Here is a 25,712-nt window from a genome sequence, read left to right as displayed (position 1 = left end):
TCTTATTCAATACACGTCTGCAACCACCCCTTGAACGCCGACATCGCGGGTGTCTCGTTGCGTGACTGCAAACGGGTCAACCAATAACTGCCGGTCGTGATCCCCACATCGAACGGCTGGCGGATCACATCGCTTTCCAACTGGCGTGAAAACATCAACGCTGGCGCCAGGGCCACACCGCTGCCTTGCAGGGCGGCCTCCATCATCGCCAGCGAAGAGTCGAACACGATACTGCGCGGCACCAGGGTGTCTGCCGGCAACCCGGCAGCCTGCAACCAAAGGCTCCACTCATCGGCACGGTAAGAGCGCAGCAAGGTGTGCTTCAACACGTCGGCCGGGCTGTGCAATTGCTCGGCAATCTGCGGCACGCACAACACCGTCAGCGGGGCTTCCAGCAAAGGGCAGGCCTCGGTGCCATGCCAGGCGCCTGCGCCAAACCGAATGGCGTAATCCAAGCCCTCGGCAGCGACATCAACGCGGTTGTTGTGAGTGGACAGGCGCAAATCAATAAACGGATAGCGGCTGTGGAAATCCGCCAAACGAGGCAATAGCCAGCCCACGGCGAAGGTGCCGACCGCGCCCACTGTCAGCACCTCGCGGTAGTGACCGCCCTCGAACTGGCCCAGGGTGTGGGCAATACGGTCGAAGGCTTCACGCAACACCGGCAACAGGGTTTCGCCTTCGCGAGTGAGCATCAGGCCGCGTGGCAGGCGCTTGAACAGCGTGACATTGAGCTGCGCTTCGAGGCTTTTGACTTGATGGCTGACTGCGGCTTGGGTCACGCATAGCTCGATGGCCGCGCGGGTAAAGCTCAAATGGCGCGCCGAGGCTTCAAAAGCGCGCAGGGCATTGAGGGGCAGATGGGAACGCAACAAGGCTTACCCCAATTTTTCTAATGGCTGGTGCGAGATATCATCGTTTGCTCCGGGTATAAAATCCACCTAGATTTGCCACGCCTGCGCAGGCTCTGATCATCATTGCCACTTTTACATGGAAGCGAATCACCATGAAATATCAGCCAAAGTACCTGGTTTCAGCTTTGCTGCTCGTATCCGGCGGCTGTATGGCCGCCACCGATATACGCCAGGTCGTGGACAGCAACGTCAAACCCTTGATGCAACAGCAAGGCATCCCCGGCCTTGCGGTCGCGGTGGTGAACCAGGGCAAGGTGCAATACTTTAATTACGGCGTAGCCGCCAAGGACACCCAGGCCGCGGTCACTCAAAACACGCTGTTCGAAATCGGCTCGGTAAGTAAAACCTTCACCGCTACCCTTGGTGGTTATGCCCAGGCCATCGGCAAGCTCAAGCTGTCGGACACAGCCAGCCAGTACTTGCCGTCCCTGGCCGGCAGCGCGTTCGATCGCATCAGCCTGCTGCAACTGGCGACCTATACCCCTGGCGGCTTGCCGCTGCAATTTCCGGATGCAGCCGACAGTGCATCGACCATGCTGGGCTACTTCCAGCATTGGAAGCCCACTTACGCTGCGGGTGAACAACGCTTGTACTCCAACCCCAGCATCGGCCTGTTCGGCTACCTGACCGCGCAAAGCCTGGGCCAGCCGTTCAACGTTGCCATGGAGAAGACGCTGCTGCCCAAGCTAGGGTTGACCAACACGTATGTCAGCGTGCGCACGGACAAAGCCAGCCAATATGCCCAAGGCTATGACAAGCAGCAAAAACCTGTGCGCGTCAGCCCCGGCGCGCTGGACAGTGAAGCCTACGGGCTCAAGACCACCAGCCAGGACCTCGCCCGCTATGTCATTGCGAACATGCACCCGCAAACCCTGGAACAGCCCGTGCAACAGGCCATCGCCGCCACCCACGCTGGCTACTACACCGTGAACGGCATGACCCAGGGCCTGGGCTGGGAGCGCTACCCCTACCCCATCACCCTGCAAGCGTTGATCGACGGTAACTCAACACCGATGGCAATGGAGCCGCACAAGGTCACCTGGCTCAACCCGGCCCAGGCGCAGCCGGCCAACGTGTTGTACAACAAGACCGGCTCTACCGGTGGCTTTGGTGCGTATGTGGCGTATGTGCCGAGCAAGGATATGGGCGTGGTGATTCTGGCCAACAAGAACTACCCGAATGCCGAGCGGGTAAAAGTGGCCCATGCGATCTTGAGTGCGATGGATCAGTAAGGCCGAAACAATCAACAAATGTGGGAGGGGGCAATCCCTCCCACCTTACATCCCCAGCCAATGCGGCAGCGCAAGGGAAATGAATGGCAAGTAAGTCACCATGATCAGGAACACCAGCAAAATCATCAGCCACGGCATCGCCGCGCGAATGGTCTGCCCCAATGTCAGCCCGGTCACCGCCGAGGTCACGAACAGGTTCAACCCCACCGGCGGGTGCACCAGGCCGATTTCCATATTCACCACCATCACGATCCCCAGATGAATCGGGTCAATCCCGAGCTTCATCGCGATCGGGAAGAAGATCGGCGCCAGGATCAGCACGATGGCCGACGGTTCCATAAAGCTGCCGGCAATCAGCAGCACCACGTTGACCATGATCAGAAAACCAATCGGCGTCAGCCCTTCGGAGATCACCCACGCAGTGATTTCCTGGGGGATCTGCTCCGTGGTCAGCACATGGGCAAACAGCATGGCGTTGGCGATGATGAACATCAGCATGATCGACAAGCGCCCCGACTCCAGCAGCACCTTGGGGCAGTCGCGCAGCGTCATGTCCTTGTAGATGAACAGCGCGACAAACGCCGAGTACACCGCCGCCACCGCTGCGGCTTCAGTCGGGGTGAACATGCCGCTGTAGATACCGCCGAGGATGATCACCAACAGCAACAGGCCCCAGAACGCCCGGCGTGCGCAACTCAACCACTCGCGGAACGTCGCCCGTGGTTGCGCGGGTAGCTTCTTGATACGCGCGACGATGTAGATCGCGATCATCAACATCAGGCCCAGCAACAGTCCCGGGATCACCCCAGCCATGAACAGCTTGCCCACTGAGGTTTCGGTCGCCGCCGAATACACCACCATCACAATCGAAGGCGGAATCAGGATACCCAAGGTCCCGGCGTTGCAGATGATCCCCGCACCAAACTCCTTCGGATAACCGGAACGCACCATACCTGCCACGGCAATCGAGCCCACCGCTGCCACCGTGGCCGGTGACGAGCCGGACAGCGCGGCAAACAACATGCAGGCCAGCACCGCCGCAATCGCCAGACCGCCACGGATATGACCGACACAGGCATTGGCAAAGTCGATCAGCCGCTGAGCCACGCCACCAGTGGTCATAAAGGCACCGGACAGCAGGAAGAACGGGATCGCCAGGAAGGTGTAGGCATCGCTGGTTTCAAACAGCTTGATCGCCAGGGAGCTCACCGAGTCCTGGCTGAACATCAGGATCGACACCGCGCCGGACAGCCCGAGGGAAATCGCAATCGGCACGCCAAGGAACATGAACACGAACAACAGCAGAAACAGACAGAGCACGGCCATCAGTGACGCTCCTCATGGCTGCCGGCCAACTTGCTGGCCTCCCCGGCCTCATCGGCCAATCCCAACCCGACCTGGCGGTGGGTAAAAATGCGGTAGAAAATTTCCAGGTAGCGAATCAATACCAAGGCAAAACCGATGGGCACGATCACCACGATGTCACCGACGTCGATACCGAACTGGTCAAGGTCCTCGGCACCGATATGCGCGGTCATTACCGCACTCACCCACTTGTAGCTGGCGACCATGAACAGGCCGGCGTAGGCCAGGCAGCACAGGCAGGCGAGCATCCCGAGCAAGCGTTGTACCGGGCGTTTGGTCAACCTGACCAGCGCGTCCACGCCCAGGTGGCCGGCGGTGCGTACACCGTAGGAAATACCGAAGAAAATCAACCAGCCGAACATGGCCTTGGTCAGCGCCACGCTCCAGGTCATGTCCTGGGCCCAGGTCATGGTGGTGTCGCCCAGGGCATTGAAGAAGTGACTGCTCCAGGCCCATTTATCCGCCAGAGCAAAGAACAGGGTGTAGATGTTGTTGAGCATGACGTAGACGAATGTCACCAGGGTCATGGCGGCCAGCAGGAAGGCAATAAAGCCTTCCTCCAGGTGCTCCCAGACGCGCCTTAGCGTTTGCATGGCAAAACCTCGCGAGGCAAATGAAATACCAGGGTGGAACTTGCCCAAATGTAGGAGGGGGCTTGCTCCCGATAGCAATGTGTCAGCTTGCAGATCTGTCTCTGATCCACCGCTATCGGGAGCAAGCCGCCTCCCACATTGGATCTCAGTACACCCTGGGATTATTGGTTGGAAGCGTCCGCTGCCTTGATCAGCTCAGCCCCGATCTGGCCTTCGAACTTCTGCCACACCGGGCGCATGGCTTCGCGCCAGAGCGTGCGTTGCTCGGGGGTAAGTTCGATGATCTCGCTGGTCTTGGCATCGATGATCTTCTGCCTGGCCGACTGGTTCAGCGCTTCGGCCTGCTTGTTCACCTCGACAGTGACTTCGGCCATGATCTGCTCCAGCGTGCTGCGCACATCCGGCGCCAGGCCGTTCCAGAACTTGGCGTTGGTGATGACCATGTAGTCGATCAGGCCATGGTTGGACTCGGTGAAATACTTCTGCACCTCGTTGACCTTCTGGCTTTCATAGTTCGACCAGGTGTTCTCGGTGCCATTCACGGTGCCGGTCTGCAAGCCCTGGTAAACCTCGGCAAAGCTCATCTTGCGCGGGTTGGCGCGGATCGCCTTGAACTGCTCTTCAAGCACGCTGGAGGCTTGCACGCGAAACTTCAGGCCACGGGCGTCCTTGGGTTCGTGCAGGGCCTTGTTGGCGGAGAGTTGCTTGAGGCCGTTGTGCCAATAGGCCAGGCCGAGAATGTTCTTGTCCTGCATTGCAGTCAGCAGTTGCTTGCCCTGGGCGGCCTGGAAACGGTCGACGGCAGCCAGGTCGTTGAACAGGAACGGCAGGTCGTAGATCTGCACCTGTTTGGTGTACTGCTCGAACTTGGCCAGGGACGGCGCCAGCATCTGCACGTCACCCAACAGCAACGCTTCCATTTCCTTGCCATCGCCGAACAGCGACGAGTTGGGGTACACCTCGACCTTGACCTTGCCGGGCAGGCGTTCTTCGGCGAGCTTCTTGAACAGCAGCGCGCCCTGGCCTTTGGGCGTGTTCTCGGCCACCACGTGGGCGAACTTGATCACAATCGGGTCAGCCGCCTGGGCCAGGCCCGCGGCGAACAAGGTGGCGGCGCACAGCAGCGCCCGAGAGAGCTTGAGCATGGGAAATCACCTTCTTATTGTTGTGTTGTAAGGCAAAGTGCCTGATGTGCTGCATATTGAGAATTTCGAATTTTAGATACCTGCGTTCGGCCTGGCCGAACACCAACCTCAAGGAGCATGTCGATCCTGTGGGAAGGCTTATCCAGTCAGGGTTGGGCAGCCAGCAGTCTCTGTGCCCGCAGCAACACCGGCGCATCCACCATCTGCCCATCAATCTGATAGGCCCCTGCCCCATGGGCACTCGCCTCCACTACCCGCTTGGCCCAGGCCAGGTCTTCAGCGCTGGGCGCCAACGCCTGATGAATCACCGGAACCTGCTTGGGATGGATACACAACGCCCCGGCAAAACCCATTTCATAGGCGTGCCGGATCGAACTGCGCAGGCCCTCAGGGTCGTCGATGGCCGGATGTACGCCGTCCAGCGGTGCCACCAGGTCGGCGGCGCGGGAATGCACGATCAGTGACAGGCGCGCCTGGTCGAGGGCAAACTCAGCAGCGCGGGAATGGCTGCTCAGGTTCAGATCCAGGGCCAGGTCCAAGCCACCGAACGACAGCCGCTCTACCAGCGGAGCATGGGCAATCTCGGCCACCGCCAACAAGCCGCGAGCGCTTTCGATGATCGGCCAGATGGGTTTGCCGGTGGCAGCCACTACGGCGACCTGGGCTGCGCTCTCGACCTTGGGGAGCAGCACACCCGCGACATTTGCATGAGCCTTGCAGAACGCCACATCCTCAAAATGCTCGACGTGTTCCGGCGCATTGATGCGCACCCACACCTGAGCCTCGGGGTGGGCCTGCAGGAACATCCCCAGATTGTCCCGGGCCTGGCGCTTGAGCGGCTCTTCCACGGCGTCTTCAAAATCCACAATGACTGCGTCGGCGCCGCTGGCCAAGGCTTTGGCGAACCGCTCCGGGCGGCTGCCCGGCACAAACAACGCTGAACGAACTAAAGGCTTTGGCATCGCACACTTCCTGATCAGATAACGCCGCGCGCACGCAGGCTGTCGATGGCTTCACCGGAATAACCCAGCTGGTCGAGAATGCCCTGGCTGTGTTGCCCCAGTGCCGGCACACCATCCATGCGCGGGGTAAACGCGGCGTTACGCGCTGGTGGCAGCAGCGAGGGCAACGGCCCGGCCGGGCTGTCGACTTCACGCCAACTGTCGCGGGCCTTGAGTTGAGGGTGGGCCCATACGCCTTGCATATCGTTGACCCGCGCGCTGGCGATCTGCGCATCCTCCAGACGCTGAATCACCGCCTCGGCGTCCAACCGGGCAAAACTGTCCACGATAATCTGGCGCAGCGCCTCGCGGTTGGCCGAACGCTTGAAGTTGGCGCTGAAACGTTCGTCCGTCGCCAGCGCCGGGGTGAGCAGTACCTTGTCGCAGAACGCCGCCCACTCGCGCTCATTCTGCAACCCGAGCATCACCGTGCCGCCATCACCAGTGGGAAACGGCCCATAGGGGTAAATCGTTGAATGTGCTGCGCCCGCACGCGGGGGCGGCGGCGCGCCGTCGAAGGCGTAATACATCGGGTAGCCCATCCACTCCACCAGGCTTTCCAACATGCTCACATCGATACGGCTGCCCTTGCCGGTCGTGCCCCGCAGCAGCAACGCCGAAAGAATGCCGCTGTAGGCATACATGCCCGCGGAGATATCCGCGATGGAGCAGCCGGCCTTGGCCATCTGCTCATCACCCGGGCCGCCAGTCACCGACAGGAAGCCGCCTTCGCTCTGGATCAGCAGGTCGTAGGCTTTCTTTTTCTCGTAGGGCCCGCCTTCGCCATAGCCGGAGATATCGCAGACGATCAGCCTTGGAAAACGTTGATGCAGTGCCTCGAACGACAAGCCCATGCGCGCCGCCGCGCCGGGTGCAAGGTTTTGCACCAGCACATCGGCATCGGCCAGCAGCGCTTCAAGGATGGCGCCCGCCTCGCCCTGCTTGAGGTCCAGGGTCAGGCTTTCCTTTGAACGGTTGGTCCAGACGAAATGCGATGCCAGGCCGCGCACGCGTTCGTCATAACCTCGGGCAAAGTCACCGGCACCGGGGCGCTCGACCTTGATCACGCGGGCGCCGAGATCGGCCAATTGGCGGGTACAGAATGGCGCGGCAATCGCGTGTTCCAGGCTGACAACCGTGATGCCGTCCAGCGGTCGTTGATTACTCATGACAAATCCCTCAAAGCCAATGGGCCATGGACGCGGTGTTACGCAGGTTCCATACCTGCTCGATCAGGCCACTGGCCTGGGCGGGGGTACGGGCGCCGCTGAAGTGAGTCAGGCGCTGGAACTTATCCGCCAGTTCGGCGCGGCTCAAGGTGTTGCCCGGGTCGCCCTTGGGCTCGTCGATGGCACCGTGCAGCGTGCGCCCGTCAGTGGTGGTGACGATGACACGGCCCAGCCAGCGTTGCGGATAGGCACTATCGACCTCAGGGTCTAGGGTCATGCTGACCTTGTCGCGAAAGGCCGCGACCGCAGGGTCGGTCAACGCCAGCTGATGGAACTCGGGCAACCCTGCCTTGCCATGCACCGCGATCAGGCCAAGCACGGTGCCCATGGAGAATTTGGCCTGGTGCACGGTGGCCGGCACCGTCACCCGGCCGAGCACATCAATGGCGCCTTGATGCACGCGGGTTTCCACTCGGGAGATTTGCGCCGCGCTCAAGCCTTCACGCTGCATCACGTCCAGTAGCGCATCCGCAGCGGGATGGGTGTGGCGGCAGGAGGCGTGGAACTTGAACGAGGTTTCCACCAGCGCCCAGCGGCTACCCAAATCAGCGGACAACTTGCTCGGCTCTGAATCACTCGACATGCCCGCCGCCAAGCCTTGATCGCCTTCAAGGATATTGCGCGCACCGGACAATCCATCGGCCGTCAGGTAAGCCGCCAGCAAGCCATCCGCTGCGGCTTTGGCGGTGTGCAGTTGCTTGGAGTCGGCGGCATCGCGCAAGAACTCCCACAGCCCTGCCGCTTGAGTGCCGGCACTGCCGAGCAGGTTGATGAACTGTTCCTGGTTGAAATCGAGCAATTTGCCCACGGCGACCGCCGCCGCCAGGGTGCCGACGGTGGCCGTGGTGTGGAAGATGCGGTAGTGCGAGCGGCCCAGGAACTCGCCGATGCGAATCCCGGCTTCATAACCGGCCACCGCAGCCAGCAGCAGATCGCGACCCGATTTGCCCAGGTCCTGGGCGGCCGCCAGCGCGGCTGGAAACACCACCGTGGCCGGGTGCAGCACCGAACTGTTGTGCAGGTCATCCTGCTCCACCAGGTGCGACGATGCCGCATTGACCAGTGCCGCGAAATACGCGCTGCTGCTGGCGCCGCTGACGATCACCTGGGCCGGGCCGCTGCTCGGCCCCATCTTCTGCGCATAGCGCTCGAACAGGGGAATCGGGTGTGCGCCCTGGCTGGCCAGCGCCGAGGCGAGCCAATCCAGATACAGCTCCTCGATGCGATCCAGTACGTGCTCGGGCAACTGCGAGTAGGTCAGATCAGCGAGGAATTGGCACAGGGCTTGGGTATGACGCATGCTCAGGCCCTCAGAAACTGCGTGGCAGTTCGAGCAGGTGCTCGGCCACGTAGGACAGGATCAGGTTGGTGGAAATCGGCGCCACCTGGTACAGGCGCGTCTCGCGGAATTTGCGTTCCACGTCGTATTCGCAGGCAAAACCAAAGCCACCGTGGGTTTGCAGGCAAGCGTTGGCTGCCTCCCACGACGCCTTGGCCGCCAGGTACTTGGCCATGTTGGCGCTGGCCCCGGCGTTCTTGCCGCTGTCGTATTCCTCGCAGGCACGCCAGCGCATCAAGTCGGCCGCTTCGATCTCGATATGCGCTTCGGCAATCGGGAATTGCACGCCCTGGTTCTGCCCGATTGGCCGGCCAAACACCACGCGGTCGCGAGCATAGGCGCTGGCCTTTTCGATAAACCAGCGGCCGTCGCCGATGCACTCGGCGGCGATCAGGGTGCGCTCGGCATTGAGGCCATCGAAGATGTATTTGAAGCCCTTGCCCTCTTCGCCAATCAGGCTGTCGACCGGCAGTTCCAGGTTGTCGAAGAACAGTTCGTTGGTCTCATGGTTGACCATATTGGCGATGGGCTGCACGGTCAGGCCGTTACCGATGGCCTCGCGCAGGTCGACCAGGAAGATCGACATGCCTTCGGACTTTTTCTTCACCTCGGCCAAGGCCGTAGTGCGCGCCAGCAGGATCATCAGGTCGGAATGCTGCACTCGCGAGATCCAGACTTTCTGCCCGTTGATCACGTACTTGTCGCCGCGTTTGATCGCGGTGGTCTTGATCTTGGTGGTGTCAGTGCCCGTGGTGGGCTCTGTGACGCCCATTGATTGCAGACGCAGTTCACCGCTGGCCAGCTTGGGCAGGTAGAAGCGCTTTTGCGCCTCGCTGCCGTGACGCAACAGGGTGAACATGTTGTACATCTGGCCATGCACGGTGCCGGAGTTACCGCCGCAACGGTTGACCTCTTCGAGGATCACCGACGCTTCGGCCAGGCCCAGGCCGGAACCGCCATACTCTTCGGGGATCATTGCCGACAGCCAGCCGGCATCGGTCAGGGCCTTGACGAAGGCTTCGGGGAAGCCTTTGTCTTCGTCGATCCTGCGCCAGTAGGCGGCATCGAACTCGGCGCACAAGGCGCGCACGCCTTCGCGGATGGCATTGAGTTCTTCGTTGTCATTGGGGTTCATGCGCGGCTCTCCGCCTGTTGTTCTTGGGTTATTCGAAATGCACCTGGGCGGTCTGCGCCAGACCTTCAGCGTTGCCAGCCCAAAGTTCTGCGACGCCGGTTGCGCTGATGCGCCCGCCGACTTCAAACGGCTGCGGTGCAATCAACGGGCGCACGCCGCGATAGATGAAACGGCGCGGCGTGGCTTCAGGGTGCGCCCGGCAGAACGCACGCAGGCTCAAGGTGGCGATCAGTGGGCCATGCACCACCAAGCCGCTGTAGCCTTCAGTGGCGGTGACATAGGGATAGTCGTAATGGATGCGGTGGCCGTTGAAGGTCACGGCGCTGTAGCGGAACAACAGGGTTGGTGTCGGTTCCACCGCTTCTGTCCATTCGCCCCGGACCAGGGCATCGCCGCTGCCGGGTTTGGGCGGCGTGGGCTCGCGATAGACGATGTCCTGTTCCTCGCGGATCGCCAGGCGCCCGGCCTGGGAATAGTCGTGGCGCACCGTGACAAACAACAGCGAACCGGTGCGACCGGTCTTTTCTTCGACCTGAGTGATGGTCGACACGCGGGTCGCCGCCTCGCCGGCTCGCAGCGGGTGCACAAACTCGATACGCCCACCGGCCCACATGCGATTACGGTTATCGGCCGGTGGCAAGAACCCGCCGCGAGCCGGGTGGCCATCGCTGCCCAGGGCCGACTCCGGCAGCGGGTCCTGGAAAAAGCACCATTGCCACAATGCGGGTACGGCTGCACCGTCGGCAGGCACCCCTTCACCGAACGTGGCGGCGATGCGCTTGAGCAGGTTATGGCTCAGGTGATCGTGGGCAGTCTCGCTTCGGCCGATCCAATCAGTGGCGCTCATCGGGTGCAGATCCTCAGGCAGTGGGTGTCTGCTGCCGATCATGCAAGGGCCTGCCCGTTCTGAGAATTTGCATTTCAATAAACCAGCGTTCGGTTATGCTGAACGCTGCCACCCTGTACCGGGAGTCTTGCATGCACTTTGATCTCGCCGACCTGCGCCTGTTTATCCATATCGCCGAATCCCCCAGCCTGACCCAGGGCGCCAAGCGCGCGTTTCTGTCGCCGGCCGCCGCGAGTGCGCGGATCAAGGCCCTGGAAGGTCAGCTCGACACCCGCCTGTTGTACCGCGACAGCCGTGGCGTGGAGATCACCCCGGCGGGCGAGCGCCTGTTGCACCATGCGCGATTGATCATGCGTCAGGTGGACTACCTGAAAAGCGAGTTCACCCAATACGGCGTGGACTCAGCCGGGCATATCCGCATCTTCGCCAACACCACGGCGGTCACCGAGTTCTTGCCGGAAGTGCTGGCGGGCTTTTTGTCCCAGCGCCCAGGCGTGACCGTCGACCTGCAGGAGCGCCTGTCTCGGGACATCGTGCGCGGCGTACTCGATGGCACCAGCGACATGGGCATTATTGCCGGTCCCGTGGAAGCTGCTGGCTTGCAGGTGCTGCATTTCAGTACGGATGAATTGGTGCTGATGGTGCCCGTCGGGCATCCCTTGGCCGATCAGCCTTCGGTCACCCTCGAACAAACCCTCGCCTACCAGCATATCGGCCTGCATGAAGGCAGCACGCTGCTGAGTTTCCTGCGCGAACATGTCGAGCGCCTGGGCAAGCAGTTGTCGCTGCGCATCCAGGTGTCGAGCTTCGAGGCGATCTGCCGGATGGTCGAGGCCGGCGTGGGCATCGGGATCATTCCCGAGTCCGCCGCCCAGCGCCACAGCCGCACCATGCAGTTGGTGACGGTGAAGCTGGACGAGCCTTGGGCGATTCGCGAGCGCAGCATTCTGGTGCGCGAGTTGGAGGCATTGCCGGGGACCATTCGGGCACTGATCGCCACATTGATGCCCTGATCTTGTAGGCGCGAGCAAGTTCGCTCCTACAGTTGGCCGTTAACAGTCTTTGACAGTTTCCCGACAAAGCACTCAAAGATTCTCAGCCCCCGCCGCCCTAGCATTCCAGCATCCAAATCATCATTCGGGTGCTCTTGATGTTTCGTAGACTGCGCGGTATCCCGCTATTGGGTTGCCTGCTGAGCAGTATCGGTTGCCACTCGCAACCGCCTGCTCCGCCGCCGATTCAAAAAGGCGATTACGGCGCGATCATCCGTTACCTGCAAACACGCATACCCCGGGAGATGGTCCGGGAAAATGTGGCAGGCTTGTCGATTGCCCTGGTCAATGGCCAGGAGTTGATCTGGGCCCGTGGCTTTGGCCTGGCCGACAAGGCCCAGGGCGTGCCGGTTACGCCCAACACGGCGTTTCGCGCCGGGGGGATTTCCAAACTGATCACCGCCACGGCGGCGCTGCAGTTGGTGGAGCAACAGCGCCTGGCACTGGATGCACCGATCCAGCAAACCCTGCGTGAATTTTACGTACGCTCGCGCTTTCATGACGACCAGGCCGAAGCAGATCGCGCCATCACGTTACGGCGTTTGCTCAGCCATCAATCCGGCCTGCCCAGTGAGCACCTGCGTGACCTGCACAGCACCTATGCCATGGGGCAGATGCCGATGCGCGTGTCGGGCGTATGGCTGAGCAGCCCGCCCGGTTTTCAGGTGGCTTATTCCAACCTCGGCTATTCGCTGGTGGGTGCCGCCATCGAGCGCAGCAGCGGCAAAAGCTTCGAAGCCCAGCTACAAAGCAGCCTCTTGACCCCCTTGCACATGAACCAGTCCAGTTTCCTCGGCACCGGCGCGCAATTGAGCTTTCGCGCCCTGGGTTATGAGGACGGCAACGCCAGCACCGACGCCCAGGTACGCGACCTTGCCGCCGGTGGCCTGTGGGCCAGCCCCAAGGATCTGAGTCACTACGTGCAGATGTTGTTTGCCAAAGGCACCTACAAGGGCAACCGCGTGCTGGGCAGCGCTTCAATAGATCAAATGTTCACCCAGCAAAACACCGGCAACGCCTTGGATTTTGACTGCCAGATGGGCCTGGGCTGGTTTCTGGCGCCATGCGGTGACGAGCCGATTGCCCCCGGTGTGCGTACTTACCAGCACAGCGGCGGCGGCGATGATTTCGCCGCCCAGGTGACCCTGCTGCCGGACCAGCAACTGGCCGTGATCATCATGGCCAACGACAGCAATGCCGAAGAGATGGTGGTGTCGCTGTCCACCGACAGCCTGCGCCTGATGCTTGAAGCACAAACCGGCGAGCGCGCCTGCGCCGACGACTGCCAGGCTCCCGGCCACGGTCTAAAACTGCGCCACGTGCCAGCGGCCGTCGACCGCAAGCGCCTGGCCGGGTTCTACGCGACCCCCTGGGGCATATTCCGTATCAAGGATGACCGTGAGCGCCTGGCCGGCGAACTGGCCGGCTACACCTTCGACTTGTTGCGCGATGACCAGGGCTGGCTGCGTGCGCAGAAAAAGGTCCTGGGTTTTTGGCTCAAGGACCTGGGCGACCTGGGTCGCATCCAGCTTGATGTAGTGACGGTACAAGGCCGGCAGATGCTCACGGCCCGCAGCCACGGCCAACGCATTGCTATCGGTGAGCGCATCGAGCCGCCGACCCTGTCTACGGCTTGGGCCGACACCATCGGCACCTATCAGGTACTCAATAGCCATGAACCCGACGCACCGTTGAGCGGTATCAGCGTGCGCCTGGAAGACGGCTTCCTGGTGATACGCGGCCAATTGCACGACGAGCCTCTGACTGACTACATCCTGCTGCCGGTCGACAACGCCCACGCGGTACTCGCCGGCACCGGCTACGGCCTGGGCGACACCGTCAGCCGCCAGGTCAACGGGCTGAGCGCTTCGGGTTATTCCTTCAAACGCACCCAGTCCCCCCACACACCCTTGAATTTCTAACCTGGAGAAACACCTGATGCACGCAAAAAACCTGTGCCTGTCAGTGACCTCACTGTGCCTGCTTGCCGCCGCCGACACGGCGCTTGCCGAAGACTGGCAATACAGCCTCAAGGCCGGCATAGCCAACGCCCCCCGCTACAGTGGCAGCGACGAACGCATGACGGCGCCTGTGCTGGGCGGCAAAATCATCAGCCCTTGGGGCGTCTTCCTCGACACTGATACGGGCCTGGGCTGGGGTTATGAAGGCAATGCCTTGAGCTTCAGCGCATACGTTGGCGCAAGCGATTCGCGCAAGGATAAAAACGAAAGCATGCATGCCGGCTCCAAACGCCTCAAAGGCATGGGCGAGATCAAGTCACGCCCGCAATTGGGGGTGAGTGCCGCCTACAACCTCGGCGGTGTGATCATTGGCGCCACCCTGGAACATGCGCTTGAAGAAGATAAACACAAGGACACCGGCAAGGCTTTTACCCATCTGGAGTTGAGCCTGGGGACCAATCTCTATGAAGGCCGTTACGGTTCCGTCGATACCGCCATCAACAGCCACTTTGGTGACCGCGACTACCTGCAGACCTGGTACGGCGTGACCACCGGCCAAGCCGCGCGCAGCCGCTTCAAGGCATACAAGGCCAGCGGCGGCAATATCAGCAATGGCATGAACCTTACGTGGAGCTTGCCAATCAGCGAGCACACACAGTTCTCGACGCTGCTGGATGTGCAGTACCTGGCGGATAAAGCGGGCAAGAGCCCGATTGTGGAGCGCCGCTTGCAGACGTCGGTGATGGGGATGGTGGAATACACCTTCTGATTCAAGTTGGTAACCCAATCAAAATGTGGGAGGGGCAGTGCAGTATTCAAAAGGTGTTACTCGCCATACGCCCAGGTCATCCGAAACGACGCCCCGCCCCACTCCGAATCCAGCACTTCCACCTGCCCGCCATGCCACTGGCTGACGCGTTTGACCAATGCCAGGCCCAAGCCAAACCCTCCAGTACGGCGGTCGCGGCTGGCATCGAGGCGCAGGAACGGTTCGAAGATCTTGGTGCGGCCCTCCAGCGGCACGCCTGGGCCATCGTCATTGACCCGTACTTCATAGCCGTTGCCGAACTTGACCAGCGACACTTCCACGCGGCGATCGGCATAACGGATGGCGTTACGCAGCAGGTTGATCACCGCCCGCGCCATAAAGCGTGGCTCGATGCGGATAAAGTCGACCTCACAGGTACGCAGTGATAACTGCAACCCCTGTGCTTCGGCCTCCAGGGCCACACTGCCGATCACGCTGTCGAGCCAGCTGTGGGCTTCGATGTTCTCGCGGGTGACCTGGGTGGCACCGCGCTCCAGGCTGGCGTAGGTCAACAGTTCGGAAACCATTTCTTCCAGCTCGCCGAGGTCGGCGTACATATCGGCAATCAACTCGCTGCTCTGGCGTGGATCGATCTGCTGGCGCAGTTGATCAAGTTCAAACGACAAGCGCGCAATCGGCGTGCGCAATTCGTGAGATACGGCGTTGGTGAGTTCGCGCTGGTTGGCGATCAGGCTCTCGATGCGCTCGGCCATCTGGTTGAAGTGCCCTGCCAGTTCGCGAACGGTGGAGCGCCTTGGCAACAGGATGCGTGAGCCGAGGTCATTGTCACCAAAACGTTGCGCCGCCAGGCGGATATGCTCCAGGTCACGCCAGTGCGGGCGTACCCAGAAATACAGGACGATGGCCAGGCCTGCGCCCAGAAAGCCATAAGCCCACAGGTACAGCCATTTGGGTTCTTCCGGCAGCTGAATCTCAAGTAATTGCGGGCCGCCGTCAATCGCTGACAGGAACTTCATAAAATCCTCGCGTACCACCACTTGGTCACTCGCCAGGAGTTTCTGTTCGCGCTCGCTCAGGTGCTGGGCGTCGCGCTGCACCAGTTTCAGGCGCAAGCCATAATGCGGCTGCAGCTCATCCAGGCGTGCCTGGCGCGCCTCTCCCTGTACCGGTCGCAATTGTTCCACCAGGGCCCACGCCGGGCCGCGCAAGGCTTCACGGTTATACGTTTCGTTGGACTCGGGCATGTAAGCGTCCAGGCCATAGTTGACCAGCCAGACCGACCCGGCCAGGCCGAGCGCGAGGATCACATAGAGGCGCAGATACAAGCGCAGCATCTAAACCTCCCACGCGAACGGATTGAACAGGTAACCCTTGCCCCAGATGGTTTTGATGCACACCGGCTCGCGTGGGTTGTCGTTGAGCTTGCCGCGCAATTTGCTGATGTAGACGTCAACGCTGCGATTGAGGCCATCAAAGGCAATACCACGCATACGGTTGAGGATGTCATCGCGCGAGAGGATCTTGCCCGAGCTGCTGGCCAGTAACCACAGCAACTCGAACTCCATGGTCGTCAGATCGATGGTCTGACCGCCCAGGCTGACGACCCGGCAACTGCGATCAATCGACAAGCGGCCGAACTCCAGGGCACCCCGCGCCGCGGGCTCGGGCACCTGGCGGCGCTGCAACGCACGCAAACGTGCAAGCAGCACCGGCGGCTTGATCGGCTTGATCACGTAATCGTCAGCCCCAGACTCAAGGCCCAGGATATGGTCCAGATCGTCTTCCTTGGCTGTCAGGATCACGATGGGCGTGTCTGACACAGTGCGAATTTCGCGGCAAACATGCAGCCCGCTCTGGCCCGGAAGCATCAAATCGAGCACGACAATCCTGGGTTTGAAGTCCAGGAACGCTGCCAGGGCTTCATCGCCCCGGTGCACGACACGCGCCTCAAAACCATGCTGCGACAGGAACTGCGCGATCAGCCCTGCCAGCTTTTCATCGTCCTCAACGAGCAGGACCTTGCCCAGACCCAGGTTTTCCATAAGTTCTCAGTGTAGAAACGCAGATTGAAGTGCGCGCATTATAGGTAGCAAGCAGGCGCACAGAAGCAGCTGGCCAGTACGAGCCGATGAAACTTCATGCTTTTAAGAGTTTTTAACAAATAGCCTGCAATCTTTAACGCCATTCTCAAGGAGTTGTATGCGCAAGGATTACCTGGCGTTCTTCGTTTCGCTGTTCCTCTCGCGGCTGGCCGACCAGATCCTGCTGTTCATCGTGCCGCTGATCGTGTTCCAGACCACTCAAAGCGTGTCGTGGGCGGGCCTGGCGTTTTTTGTCGAATCGCTGCCGCGCTATCTGGCATTTCCGGTGTGCGGAGCCTTGTGCGACAGGTTTTCACCCGTACGCATTCTGCATATCAGCCAGGTGTATCGCGCGCTGGCCTGCGTGGTGGCGGTGGCGCTGTATGGGCTGTTCGACGGGATCCATTGGCTGGTGATGCTGTCCGCGTTGTGCGGGGTATTGACCACTCAGGGCATCATGGCGCGGGAGGTGGTGATGCCGCATGTCTTCCAGCATTACACCTACGCCAAGACCTTGTCCTATTCGCAGATTGCCGACCAGAGCGGCCTGGTGCTCGGGCCGTTGCTGGCAGCGTTGATGCTGCAGGTTTGGGCCTGGCCCTGGGTGGTGCTGGCCATCGCCGCACTGTTTGTTCTCGCTGACCTGGCAATGCTGATCTGGCAGCGCAACACCACGGTGAGCCCGCAAAGCCATGGGCAGCACCCGGGTATCTGGCTGCAACCGCTGCGCACCGCGTTTGGCCACATCCGCAACCTGGTGGAACTCAAGCGCATCATCATTCTGGCAGTCGGCGTGAACCTGATTATCGGGGTCACACTGGCCACCTCGGCCGCCATGGTTACCGGCCAATACGCCGCCGACAAGGATGCCTACGCCCTGCTGCAAGCCGCCGGCGCGCTGGTCACCATCGGGATTCTGTTTTACCTGGCACGCTCATCACTGCCGTTGAAAGTAATGGGTGGGCTGTCGTATTCGATGATTGCAGTCGGCGCGCTGATCACCGCCGTCAGCCCCGGTGTGTGGGCGTATGCCGTGGGCTTCCTGCTGGTGACGGGCTTTGACAAGATGTTCAACGTGTACCTGCGCAGCACCCGTCAAAAAGTGATCCCGGTGCAGGATTTCGGCAAGACGGTAGGCGTGATCACCTTGCTCAACAACCTGCCGCAGCCGTTGGCGGGCCTGATGATCGCCGTGCTGGCAGCGCCGTTGGGCACGCAAATGGTGATCCTGCTGCTCGCCGGGATCACCGCCTTGATCGGCGTGGCGGTGGCCTCAGGCTGGCACGCCACTGTGAAAGCGGAACTCGATGTCGGGTGATTCGATCAGCTCCTGCTCGGCCGCCCTCACCCGCTCGATCACCTGGGCGATGTCCTTGGCGTCGCCATACTGGTAGGCCAGCTTCAAGTAACCCTGGAAGTGCCGGGCTTCGCTTTTGAGCAAACCGAAGTAGAACTTGCCGAGCTCTTCGTCCAAATGCGGCACCAATGCTTCGAAACGCTCGCAGCTGCGTGCTTCGATAAAAGCGCCGACCACCAGGGTGTCCACCAGCTTGACCGGCTCGTGGCTGCGCACCACCTTGCGCAAACCCGAGGCATAACGGCCCGCGTGCAGTTGGCGCAGTTCAACCTTGCGCTTCTTCATCAGGCGCATGACTTGCTCGTGGTGCACCAGTTCTTCGCGGGCCAGGCGCGACATCATATTGATCAGGTCAACATGGCCGTGGTACTTGGCCATCAGGCTCAGGGCGGTGCTGGCGGCTTTGAATTCGCAGTTCTTGTGGTCGATCAGCAGGGTTTCCTGATCGGCCAGAGCGGCCTGGACCCAGGCGTCGGGGGTGCGGCAGCCGAGGAATTCGTGGATTTCGGGCAGGTTCATCGGGCTCACGGGCAAAGGATCACAAAAGGGCGCCGATTATACCGACCCCGCCGCAGACCACCAGCCACCGGCCTTGATGTGCATCAACATGACGTCTGGCGGGCAGCAACTATAGTTGTTGCATGCCTCTTCCTGGAGATCCCGATCATGCAAGCCATCCGCAGCATCCTGGTGGTCATCGAGCCCGAGCATTCGGAAAGCCTGGCCCTCAAGCGTGGCAAGCTGATTGCCGGGGTGACCGACGCACATCTGCACTTGCTGGTCTGCGACAAGAAACACGAGCATTCGGCGCTGTTGAGTGTGCTCAAGGAGGGTTTAAAGAACGACGGTTACAGCGTCTCCACCGAGCAGGCGTGGAACGAAAGCCTGCATGACACCATTATCGAGGTGCAGCAAGCCGAAGGCTGCGGCCTGGTGATCAAACAGCACTTTCCCGACAGCCCGCTGAAAAAAGCCCTGTTGACGCCGGCGGACTGGAAGCTGCTGCGCTATTGCCCGACGCCGGTGCTATTGGTCAAGACTGCTACGCCATGGGCTGGCGGAGTGATTCTGGCGGCCATCGATGTAGGCAATACCGACAGCGAGCACCGCTCACTGCACAATGCGATCATCGACCATGGCTTTGATATCGCCAGCCTGGCCAAGGCGCAACTGCATGTGATCAGCGCCCACCCGTCGCCGATGCTGTCGGCAGCCGACCCGACCTTCCAGCTCAAGGAAACCATCGAGGCGCGCTATCGCGAACAATGCAAGGCATTCCAGGACGAGTTCGACGTGGACGGCAGGCACCTGCATATCAAGGAAGGCCCGGCCGATGTGCTGATCCCGCATATGGCCCATCAGCTGCACGCGGCGGTGACCATCATCGGCACCGTGGCCCGCACTGGGATTTCGGGGGCGTTGATCGGTAATACAGCGGAGGTGGTGCTGGATGCGGTGGAAAGCGACGTGCTGGTGCTCAAGCCACAGACGTTGATGGATCACCTGCAAGAGCTTGCGACCAAGCCCTGACACCGATCCTTCAGGCAATGGAGATCAAATGTGGGAGCTGGCTTGCCTGCGATTGCGGTGGGTCAGCTGGCGCATTTGCTTCTGATACACCGCTATCGCAGGCAAGCCAGCTCCCACATTGAGCTCGTCAATCAGTTAGCCCAGCGCATCTTTCAAGAATCCCGGGGCGATATAGCGCTGGTAATGCGCCTCGGACAAGATAAAGAACTCCCGATCAATCGCATCGCGCAGGTCCGGCAAGGGCCAGTCGCGAAACTCCGGCAACAGCACCATGCCGTACGCCTCAAGGTTATTGATCACCCGCGCCCCGCGTGCGATCAACTGGTAGGCCCAGCAATACTCGGACTGGTGCGGCACGAAGCGGATCTTGCGTTGCTCCAACTGCCCGCGCAGGGTCTTGGGGTCAAACACCTCCACTTTGCCGGCCATCACCTGCACCAGCAGTTGCTCAAGCCTGAGCCAGACTGCACGCTTTTCTTCTTCGTTATAGCCATTCCACTGGATCACTTCATGGTGGAAGCGCTTGCAGCCGCGGCACACGAGGTCGCCGTAGACCGTGGAGCAGAGGCCGACGCAGGGGGTCTTGATGGTTTGGTTGGACATGGGCGACAACACGCAAATCAGCGAAACAGTGCGCCATGTTAGCCCTTTGTCTAAGGTTGATCACCCAGCAAACTTGGCCAGGCAACTTACCTTTAGATTTTTTTTGCCGTAGAATCACCCGGCCTTGTAAGGCGCCAATAATCCGCTGGAAGCTGTTTTCAAAGCGTCACGAGCACAGTCGTTCCTTCAGAACGGTGTTGGCGTGGTTTCGACCCGGTAGGTCAGAGCCCACGCCAACCCTCATCAGCTCCGTTCTGCAGGCGTAAAACTTTGAAAGCAGCTTCTGTAAAGGAATGCCGGCAGCGCTGGCTTTGCGGCCCAAAAAGCCCCTGAGCGCATGCGTGCCGTTCATTTCTGGATGAGCGTCCCGTGGGACCACTGATGAGGGTAATAACTGTGCTTGAAGCCTACCGCAAACATATCGAAGAGCGTGCAGCACTGGGTATCGTTCCCCAGCCGCTTAACGCCGAACAAACCGCAGGCCTGGTCGAGCTGCTGAAAAATCCTCCGGCTGGCGAAGAAGAATTCCTCGTTGACCTGATCACCAACCGCATTCCACCAGGCGTTGACGAAGCTGCCTACGTCAAGGCCGGTTTCCTGTCTGCCCTGGCCAAGGGCGAAGCCACTTCCCCCCTGATCGACAAGAAACGCGCTGTTGAACTGCTCGGCACCATGCAAGGCGGCTACAACATCGTGACGTTGGTCGAGCTGCTGGACGACGCCACCCTGGCGCCCGTCGCGGCCGCCCAACTCAAGCACACCCTGCTGATGTTCGATGCGTTCCACGACGTCGCCGAAAAAGCCCGCAACGGCAACGAACACGCCAAAGGCGTGATCCAGTCCTGGGCTGACGGCGAGTGGTTCCGCAACCGCCCTACCCTGGCCGACAAGATCAGCCTGCGCGTGTTCAAGGTTACCGGCGAAACCAACACCGACGACCTGTCCCCGGCGCCTGACGCCTGGTCCCGCCCTGACATCCCGCTGCACGCCCTGGCCATGCTGAAAATGGCTCGTGAAGGCATCGTGCCGGACGAGCAAGGCAAGACCGGCCCGATGAAGCAGATCGAAGAAATGCGCGGCCAAGGCTTCCCGATCGCCTACGTCGGTGACGTGGTCGGTACCGGTTCGTCGCGTAAGTCGGCCACCAACTCGGTACTGTGGTTCTTCGGTGACGACGTGCCTTACGTGCCGAACAAGCGTGCTGGCGGTTTCTGCTTCGGCAGCAAGATCGCTCCGATCTTCTACAACACCATGGAAGATGCTGGCGCATTGCCAATCGAATTCGACGTCACCAACATGAACATGGGCGACGTGATCGACCTGTACCCTCATGCTGGCAAAGTCTGCAAACACGGCACCGACGAAGTCCTGACCACCTTCGAAATGAAGACTCCGGTACTGTTGGACGAAGTTCGCGCCGGCGGCCGTATCCCGCTGATCATCGGTCGCGGCCTGACCGACAAGGCCCGCGCCGAACTGGGCCTGGGCCCTACCGACCTGTTCAAGCTGCCTGAAGCGCCTGTCGACACCGGCAAGGGCTTCACCCTGGCACAGAAGATGGTCGGCAAGGCGTGCGGCCTGCCGGAAGGCAAAGGCGTTCGCCCTGGCACCTACTGCGAGCCGAAGATGACCACCGTGGGCTCCCAGGACACCACCGGTCCCATGACCCGTGATGAACTGAAAGACCTGGCGTGCCTGGGCTTCTCGACCGACCTGGTGATGCAGTCGTTCTGCCACACCGCGGCGTACCCGAAGCCGATCGACGTGACCACCCACCACACCCTGCCTGACTTCATCATGACCCGTGGCGGTGTATCGCTGCGTCCGGGCGACGGTATCATCCACAGCTGGCTCAACCGTATGCTGCTGCCGGACACCGTCGGTACCGGTGGTGACTCCCACACCCGTTTCCCGATGGGCATCTCGTTCCCGGCCGGTTCCGGTCTGGTCGCGTTCGCCGCAGCCACTGGCGTGATGCCACTGGACATGCCGGAATCGATCCTGGTGCGCTTCAAAGGCAAGATGAAGCCTGGCATCACCCTGCGTGACCTGGTTCATGCCATTCCTTACTACGCGATCCAGGCTGGCCTGCTGACCGTAGAGAAGAAAGGCAAGAAAAACGCCTTCTCCGGCCGCATCCTGGAAATCGAAGGCCTGAACGATCTGACGCTGGAACAGGCTTTCGAGCTGTCCGACGCCTCGGCTGAACGTTCGGCTGCCGGTTGCACCATCAAGCTGTCCAAAGAGTCCGTTACCGAGTACCTGAACTCCAACATCACCCTGCTGCGCTGGATGATCGGTGAAGGCTACGGCGATGCCCGCACCCTGGAACGTCGCGCCCAAGCGATGGAAGCCTGGGTTGCCAACCCGGAACTGATGGAAGCCGATGCCGACGCCGAATACGCCGAAATCATCGAGATCGACCTGTCGGAAATCAACGAGCCGATCCTCTGCGCGCCTAACGACCCGGACGATGCCCGTCTGTTGTCCAGCGTTGCCGGCGAGAAAATCGACGAAGTGTTCATCGGTTCGTGCATGACCAACATCGGTCACTTCCGCGCTGCCGGTAAGCTGCTGGAGCAGGTCAAGGGCCAGCTGCCGACTCGTCTGTGGCTGTCGCCGCCGACCAAGATGGACGCTCACCAGTTGACCGAAGAAGGCTACTACGGCATCTACGGCAAGGCTGGCGCACGCATGGAAATGCCGGGCTGCTCGCTGTGCATGGGTAACCAGGCACGTGTAGAACCGAACTCCACCGTCGTGTCGACGTCGACCCGTAACTTCCCGAACCGCCTGGGTGACGGTGCAAACGTCTACCTGGCATCGGCCGAACTGGCGGCAGTGGCCTCTACCCTGGGTCGCCTGCCGACTGTCGAAGAGTACATGGGCTACGCAGCGAAACTGGACACCATGGCCAGTGACGTCTACCGCTACCTGAACTTCGACCAGATCGCCGAGTTCCGCAAGATCGCAGCAAGCGCCAACATCCCGGTGATTCAAGCTTAAGGGTGTGTTGATGTGAAAGACGCCGCGTATCGCAAGATACGCGGCGTTTTTTTATGCCTGGAACTAACCTTTACTGCCAACACAAAACCAATGTGGGAGCTGGCTTGCCTGCGATAGCGGTGTATCAGTCATGAATTTAATGACTGACACATAGCTATCGCAGGCAAGCCAGCTCCCACACTTTTAGAGCTGTGCAGTCAGATAGACCGCATCAGGGCTTAGGCAACCAGCGAATACACCAATGCCGTAATCGCCACCAGGCCGACGGCGGTGACAAACACATTCGATGCCTGCCCACGGTACTTGGCCATGGCCGGCACCTTGCGGATCGCATACATCGGCATCAGGAACAGGATCGACGCAATCACCGGCCCCCCCAGGGTCTCGATCATACCGAGGATGCTTGGGTTAAGCGTGGCGACGATCCAGCACACCACCAGCATGAAGGCGGCGGTCATGCGGTCCAGGGTCTTCGGTGCCGGGCGGCGACCGGTCTTGACCACCAGCCCCTTGAGACCCTCGCTGGCACCGATGTAGTGGCCCAGGAACGACTTGGCAATCGCCACGAACGCAATCAACGGGGCGGCAAAGGCGATGGTCGGGTTGTCGAAGTGGTTGGCCAGGTACGACAGGATCGACAGGTTCTGCGCTTTCGCCTCGGCCAGTTGCGCGGGCGACAGGGTCAGCACGCAACTGAACACGAAGAACAGCACCATCGCCACCATCAGCAAGTGAGCGCGGGACAGGATCTGCGAACTGCGCTCCTCGGCGTGTGCGCCGTACTGACGCTTCTGGTCAACCGCAAAGGCCGAGATGATCGGCGAATGGTTGAACGAGAACACCATCACCGGAATCGCCAGCCACAGCGTATTGAGCAGCGCCGACGGTGCCGGCACCTCGCTGGCAGTGCTGAGAATGCCGCCATTCCAGTGCGGCACCAGGTACACGGCCAGGAACAGCAAGGCGACGATAAACGGATACACCATCAGGCTCATGGCCTTGACGATCACTTGCTCACCGCAGCGCACCACGGCCAGCAGGCCGAGGATCAGCACAAACGCCAGGATCGCACGAGGCGGCGGCATGATGTGCAGTTGGTGTTCCATGAAGCTGCTCACGGTATTGGTCAGTGCCACGCTGTAGATCAGCAGGATCGGGAAGATCGCGAAGAAATACAGCAAGGTGATCAACGCACCCGCCTTGATACCGAAATGCTCTTCGACCACGTCGGTGATGTCTGAGCCTTCACGGCCAGACAGCACGAAACGGGTCAGCCCACGGTGGGCAAAGAACGTCATCGGGAACGCCAGTAACGCCAGGATCACCAGCGGCCAGAAGCCCCCCAGGCCCGCGTTGATTGGCAGAAACAAAGTACCGGCGCCAATGGCGGTACCGAATAGCCCGAGCATCCAGGTGGTGTCCTGGCGGCTCCAGCTTGTGAGGGTTGCAGGTGTCGTTGCATAGCGTTCGTCGACGCTATTGGCCTGATCATTCATCCGGTCGGATCTCCGCATTCACATGGCCAGCACGAGTCAGAAAAACCTGACAGGCAGCGCCCTGGCCGTAACAAGGGCCGGATTGTCCGGGATTCTCTTGAATAAGCAAAGACTTAGATGAGGAACGGTAATGCAGTGCAAAGGCTGGAAGGCAGCCCATGGGGCGGCTCAGTTGATTCAACGCCAGATGTCCACCGCCTTTACCCACCTCACGAACGCCCCTGCCAGCGGGGCATTGGGAGGGTCGATCACGCAAGGCCGACGAAGCTTTGTTTAAATAAACCCAGTCACTCAAAGTTCGCCATTGGGGAGCCGCTGACAGAGACCCAATATCAATTAAAGTTAAACACCCTCACATATAAGAAAGTTCTTACATACAGTTAATCAACGCCTCTCGATTGAAACTCTAATGATTGTGGCATTTGTTGCAAGGGTTTTCCCAGGCATTGAGAGCCCCTTCTATCACGTTTATATTCCAGTCCAGTTCAAAAAAACAAAAGCATCTAAACCCACCACAGCAGAATTAAAAACCTCACTCATCAGGAGCGACTAGATGAACAAACACAACCTTATTTTCTCCCTGATACTTGCCACCGGAATACTCAGCCCATTGGCCAGCCAAGCACAACCGGCAGTAGAAAACTCAGACGCAAGTGCCCTGGGTACATCCCCCCGCTGGCTGACGACAAAAGTTTATATAGAAGGCGCCCCGGAGATCGACGTAAAGGACAAGTACCCAGGTGTCGTTGGAATATCAGTGTGGGACCCTGAACGTAATCGCTACGAATTTTTCTACACCGATACCGGGCTATCAAAATATGACAACGGCGGCGGCGGTTACTTCATGGTAACGGGTGACAAGAAAAACCATATCCTGATACCGGATAAAGGTGCAACGAAAACCATCGTCAGAAAACTTGAGACGTTGAACAATCAGGAATTCACTTATTCTCGTGAAGTGCCGCGCGACATGATAGACGCCAACCCTCTTGTTCGAATACATGTGGTTCATGCGCCCTATACCGGATCAGTCAAAACCACCCCCACCCACTAACCC

Annotated in this window: 22 protein-coding genes; 8 read left to right on the top strand and 14 right to left on the bottom strand. The window is 60.3% G+C overall.

The window, feature by feature from the left end; all coding sequences use genetic code 11:
* Positions 1-2: 2 nt before the first annotated feature.
* On the bottom strand, positions 3-875 hold the full coding sequence (locus tag J1G33_RS23665; RefSeq protein ID WP_032880863.1) for a LysR family transcriptional regulator: 873 nt from the start codon (positions 873-875) through the stop codon (positions 3-5).
* A gap of 131 nt (positions 876-1,006) precedes the next feature.
* On the opposite strand from J1G33_RS23665, the gene ampC reads away from it, so the two are divergent.
* Positions 1,007-2,146: a class C beta-lactamase gene (gene ampC / locus J1G33_RS23660; RefSeq protein ID WP_032880862.1), complete on the top strand. Its 1,140-nt coding sequence runs from the start codon at positions 1,007-1,009 to the stop codon at positions 2,144-2,146.
* Between the two features lie 45 nt (positions 2,147-2,191).
* On the opposite strand, the gene dctM is transcribed toward ampC, so the two are convergent.
* The 8 genes from dctM to J1G33_RS23620 form a co-directional block, all read right to left on the bottom strand.
* Positions 2,192-3,472 (bottom strand): C4-dicarboxylate TRAP transporter large permease protein DctM, encoded by a 1,281-nt coding sequence (gene dctM / locus J1G33_RS23655; protein WP_032880861.1) that lies wholly within the window; start codon positions 3,470-3,472, stop codon positions 2,192-2,194.
* Positions 3,472-4,104 (bottom strand): TRAP transporter small permease, encoded by a 633-nt coding sequence (locus tag J1G33_RS23650; RefSeq protein ID WP_005787907.1) that lies wholly within the window; start codon positions 4,102-4,104, stop codon positions 3,472-3,474. The genes dctM and J1G33_RS23650 overlap by 1 nt, the downstream gene beginning before the upstream one ends.
* A gap of 161 nt (positions 4,105-4,265) precedes the next feature.
* The gene (locus J1G33_RS23645; protein WP_005787905.1) at positions 4,266-5,249 is read right to left on the bottom strand and encodes a TRAP transporter substrate-binding protein; all 984 of its coding nucleotides are present in this window, start codon (positions 5,247-5,249) and stop codon (positions 4,266-4,268) included.
* Positions 5,250-5,395: 146 nt separating this feature from the next.
* Entirely contained in the window at positions 5,396-6,211 is an 816-nt protein-coding gene (locus J1G33_RS23640) for a CoA ester lyase (protein WP_223018868.1), read from the bottom strand.
* A gap of 14 nt (positions 6,212-6,225) precedes the next feature.
* Positions 6,226-7,419: a CaiB/BaiF CoA-transferase family protein gene (locus tag J1G33_RS23635; RefSeq protein WP_223018867.1), complete on the bottom strand. Its 1,194-nt coding sequence runs from the start codon at positions 7,417-7,419 to the stop codon at positions 6,226-6,228.
* A gap of 10 nt (positions 7,420-7,429) precedes the next feature.
* Entirely contained in the window at positions 7,430-8,779 is a 1,350-nt protein-coding gene (locus J1G33_RS23630) for an MmgE/PrpD family protein (protein WP_032880855.1), read from the bottom strand.
* Between the two features lie 10 nt (positions 8,780-8,789).
* Complete coding sequence (locus J1G33_RS23625; RefSeq protein WP_223018866.1) at positions 8,790-9,953, bottom strand: acyl-CoA dehydrogenase family protein; 1,164 nt, start codon at positions 9,951-9,953, stop codon at positions 8,790-8,792.
* Positions 9,954-9,981: 28 nt separating this feature from the next.
* Entirely contained in the window at positions 9,982-10,800 is an 819-nt protein-coding gene (locus J1G33_RS23620) for a MaoC family dehydratase N-terminal domain-containing protein (protein WP_223018865.1), read from the bottom strand.
* Positions 10,801-10,931: 131 nt separating this feature from the next.
* On the opposite strand from J1G33_RS23620, the gene J1G33_RS23615 reads away from it, so the two are divergent.
* From J1G33_RS23615 to J1G33_RS23605, 3 genes are all read left to right on the top strand, one after another.
* Positions 10,932-11,813 carry a LysR family transcriptional regulator gene (locus J1G33_RS23615; protein ID WP_032880850.1) on the top strand — a complete coding sequence of 294 codons (882 nt, stop codon included), beginning with the start codon at positions 10,932-10,934 and terminating at the stop codon, positions 11,811-11,813.
* Positions 11,814-11,950: 137 nt separating this feature from the next.
* Positions 11,951-13,774 carry a serine hydrolase domain-containing protein gene (locus tag J1G33_RS23610; RefSeq protein WP_223018864.1) on the top strand — a complete coding sequence of 608 codons (1,824 nt, stop codon included), beginning with the start codon at positions 11,951-11,953 and terminating at the stop codon, positions 13,772-13,774.
* 16 nt (positions 13,775-13,790) lie between these two features.
* Positions 13,791-14,582, top strand: a complete 792-nt coding sequence (locus tag J1G33_RS23605) for a MipA/OmpV family protein (RefSeq protein WP_078821230.1) — start codon at positions 13,791-13,793, stop codon at positions 14,580-14,582.
* A gap of 56 nt (positions 14,583-14,638) precedes the next feature.
* Here J1G33_RS23605 and J1G33_RS23600 read toward each other — a convergent pair whose 3' ends face one another.
* Positions 14,639-15,916, bottom strand: coding sequence for an ATP-binding protein (locus tag J1G33_RS23600; protein WP_223018863.1), 1,278 nt, complete (start codon positions 15,914-15,916; stop codon positions 14,639-14,641).
* Positions 15,917-16,624, bottom strand: coding sequence for a winged helix-turn-helix domain-containing protein (locus tag J1G33_RS23595; RefSeq protein ID WP_223018862.1), 708 nt, complete (start codon positions 16,622-16,624; stop codon positions 15,917-15,919).
* Positions 16,625-16,781: 157 nt separating this feature from the next.
* Here J1G33_RS23595 and J1G33_RS23590 point away from each other — a divergent pair, with 157 nt between their 5' ends.
* Positions 16,782-17,981: an MFS transporter gene (locus tag J1G33_RS23590; protein WP_032880844.1), complete on the top strand. Its 1,200-nt coding sequence runs from the start codon at positions 16,782-16,784 to the stop codon at positions 17,979-17,981.
* Here J1G33_RS23590 and miaE read toward each other — a convergent pair.
* Positions 17,937-18,539: a tRNA isopentenyl-2-thiomethyl-A-37 hydroxylase MiaE gene (miaE, locus tag J1G33_RS23585; protein ID WP_032880843.1), complete on the bottom strand. Its 603-nt coding sequence runs from the start codon at positions 18,537-18,539 to the stop codon at positions 17,937-17,939. The genes J1G33_RS23590 and miaE overlap by 45 nt on opposite strands.
* A gap of 147 nt (positions 18,540-18,686) precedes the next feature.
* Here miaE and J1G33_RS23580 point away from each other — a divergent pair, with 147 nt between their 5' ends.
* The gene (locus J1G33_RS23580) at positions 18,687-19,550 is read left to right on the top strand and encodes a universal stress protein (protein WP_103734994.1); all 864 of its coding nucleotides are present in this window, start codon (positions 18,687-18,689) and stop codon (positions 19,548-19,550) included.
* Positions 19,551-19,685: 135 nt separating this feature from the next.
* Here the strand turns inward: J1G33_RS23580 and J1G33_RS23575 are convergent, their stop codons facing one another.
* Positions 19,686-20,153 carry a DUF1289 domain-containing protein gene (locus J1G33_RS23575; protein ID WP_005787885.1) on the bottom strand — a complete coding sequence of 156 codons (468 nt, stop codon included), beginning with the start codon at positions 20,151-20,153 and terminating at the stop codon, positions 19,686-19,688.
* Positions 20,154-20,549: 396 nt separating this feature from the next.
* On the opposite strand from J1G33_RS23575, the gene acnB reads away from it, so the two are divergent.
* Positions 20,550-23,159 (top strand): bifunctional aconitate hydratase 2/2-methylisocitrate dehydratase, encoded by a 2,610-nt coding sequence (gene acnB, locus J1G33_RS23570; RefSeq protein ID WP_005787883.1) that lies wholly within the window; start codon positions 20,550-20,552, stop codon positions 23,157-23,159.
* Between the two features lie 218 nt (positions 23,160-23,377).
* Here acnB and J1G33_RS23565 read toward each other — a convergent pair whose 3' ends face one another.
* Positions 23,378-24,655: a serine/threonine transporter gene (locus J1G33_RS23565; protein ID WP_005787881.1), complete on the bottom strand. Its 1,278-nt coding sequence runs from the start codon at positions 24,653-24,655 to the stop codon at positions 23,378-23,380.
* Between the two features lie 553 nt (positions 24,656-25,208).
* Between J1G33_RS23565 and J1G33_RS23560 the strand changes: the two genes are divergently transcribed.
* A complete protein-coding gene (locus tag J1G33_RS23560) occupies positions 25,209-25,709 on the top strand; it encodes a DUF4822 domain-containing protein (RefSeq protein WP_032880841.1) in 501 nt (166 codons plus the stop codon).
* Positions 25,710-25,712: the final 3 nt, after the last annotated feature.

Origin of the sequence: Pseudomonas sp. P867 (assembly GCF_019891455.1) — a bacterium.
GTDB classification, from domain to species: domain Bacteria; phylum Pseudomonadota; class Gammaproteobacteria; order Pseudomonadales; family Pseudomonadaceae; genus Aquipseudomonas; species Aquipseudomonas synxantha_A.
This window is presented reverse-complemented; position numbering and strand designations above follow the sequence as displayed.

Coding starts and splice junctions, on each gene's coding strand:
- ampC (WP_032880862.1), top strand. CDS start 1,007: ATGAAATATCAGCCAAAGTACCTGGTTTCAGCTTTGCTGCTCGTATCC.
- dctM (WP_032880861.1), bottom strand. CDS start 3,472: ATGGCCGTGCTCTGTCTGTTTCTGCTGTTGTTCGTGTTCATGTTCCTT.
- J1G33_RS23650 (WP_005787907.1), bottom strand. CDS start 4,104: ATGCAAACGCTAAGGCGCGTCTGGGAGCACCTGGAGGAAGGCTTTATT.
- J1G33_RS23645 (WP_005787905.1), bottom strand. CDS start 5,249: ATGCTCAAGCTCTCTCGGGCGCTGCTGTGCGCCGCCACCTTGTTCGCC.
- J1G33_RS23640 (WP_223018868.1), bottom strand. CDS start 6,211: ATGCCAAAGCCTTTAGTTCGTTCAGCGTTGTTTGTGCCGGGCAGCCGC.
- J1G33_RS23635 (WP_223018867.1), bottom strand. CDS start 7,419: ATGAGTAATCAACGACCGCTGGACGGCATCACGGTTGTCAGCCTGGAA.
- J1G33_RS23630 (WP_032880855.1), bottom strand. CDS start 8,779: ATGCGTCATACCCAAGCCCTGTGCCAATTCCTCGCTGATCTGACCTAC.
- J1G33_RS23625 (WP_223018866.1), bottom strand. CDS start 9,953: ATGAACCCCAATGACAACGAAGAACTCAATGCCATCCGCGAAGGCGTG.
- J1G33_RS23620 (WP_223018865.1), bottom strand. CDS start 10,800: ATGAGCGCCACTGATTGGATCGGCCGAAGCGAGACTGCCCACGATCAC.
- J1G33_RS23615 (WP_032880850.1), top strand. CDS start 10,932: ATGCACTTTGATCTCGCCGACCTGCGCCTGTTTATCCATATCGCCGAA.
- J1G33_RS23610 (WP_223018864.1), top strand. CDS start 11,951: ATGTTTCGTAGACTGCGCGGTATCCCGCTATTGGGTTGCCTGCTGAGC.
- J1G33_RS23605 (WP_078821230.1), top strand. CDS start 13,791: ATGCACGCAAAAAACCTGTGCCTGTCAGTGACCTCACTGTGCCTGCTT.
- J1G33_RS23600 (WP_223018863.1), bottom strand. CDS start 15,916: ATGCTGCGCTTGTATCTGCGCCTCTATGTGATCCTCGCGCTCGGCCTG.
- J1G33_RS23595 (WP_223018862.1), bottom strand. CDS start 16,624: ATGGAAAACCTGGGTCTGGGCAAGGTCCTGCTCGTTGAGGACGATGAA.
- J1G33_RS23590 (WP_032880844.1), top strand. CDS start 16,782: ATGCGCAAGGATTACCTGGCGTTCTTCGTTTCGCTGTTCCTCTCGCGG.
- miaE (WP_032880843.1), bottom strand. CDS start 18,539: ATGAACCTGCCCGAAATCCACGAATTCCTCGGCTGCCGCACCCCCGAC.
- J1G33_RS23580 (WP_103734994.1), top strand. CDS start 18,687: ATGCAAGCCATCCGCAGCATCCTGGTGGTCATCGAGCCCGAGCATTCG.
- J1G33_RS23575 (WP_005787885.1), bottom strand. CDS start 20,153: ATGTCCAACCAAACCATCAAGACCCCCTGCGTCGGCCTCTGCTCCACG.
- J1G33_RS23565 (WP_005787881.1), bottom strand. CDS start 24,655: ATGAATGATCAGGCCAATAGCGTCGACGAACGCTATGCAACGACACCT.
- J1G33_RS23560 (WP_032880841.1), top strand. CDS start 25,209: ATGAACAAACACAACCTTATTTTCTCCCTGATACTTGCCACCGGAATA.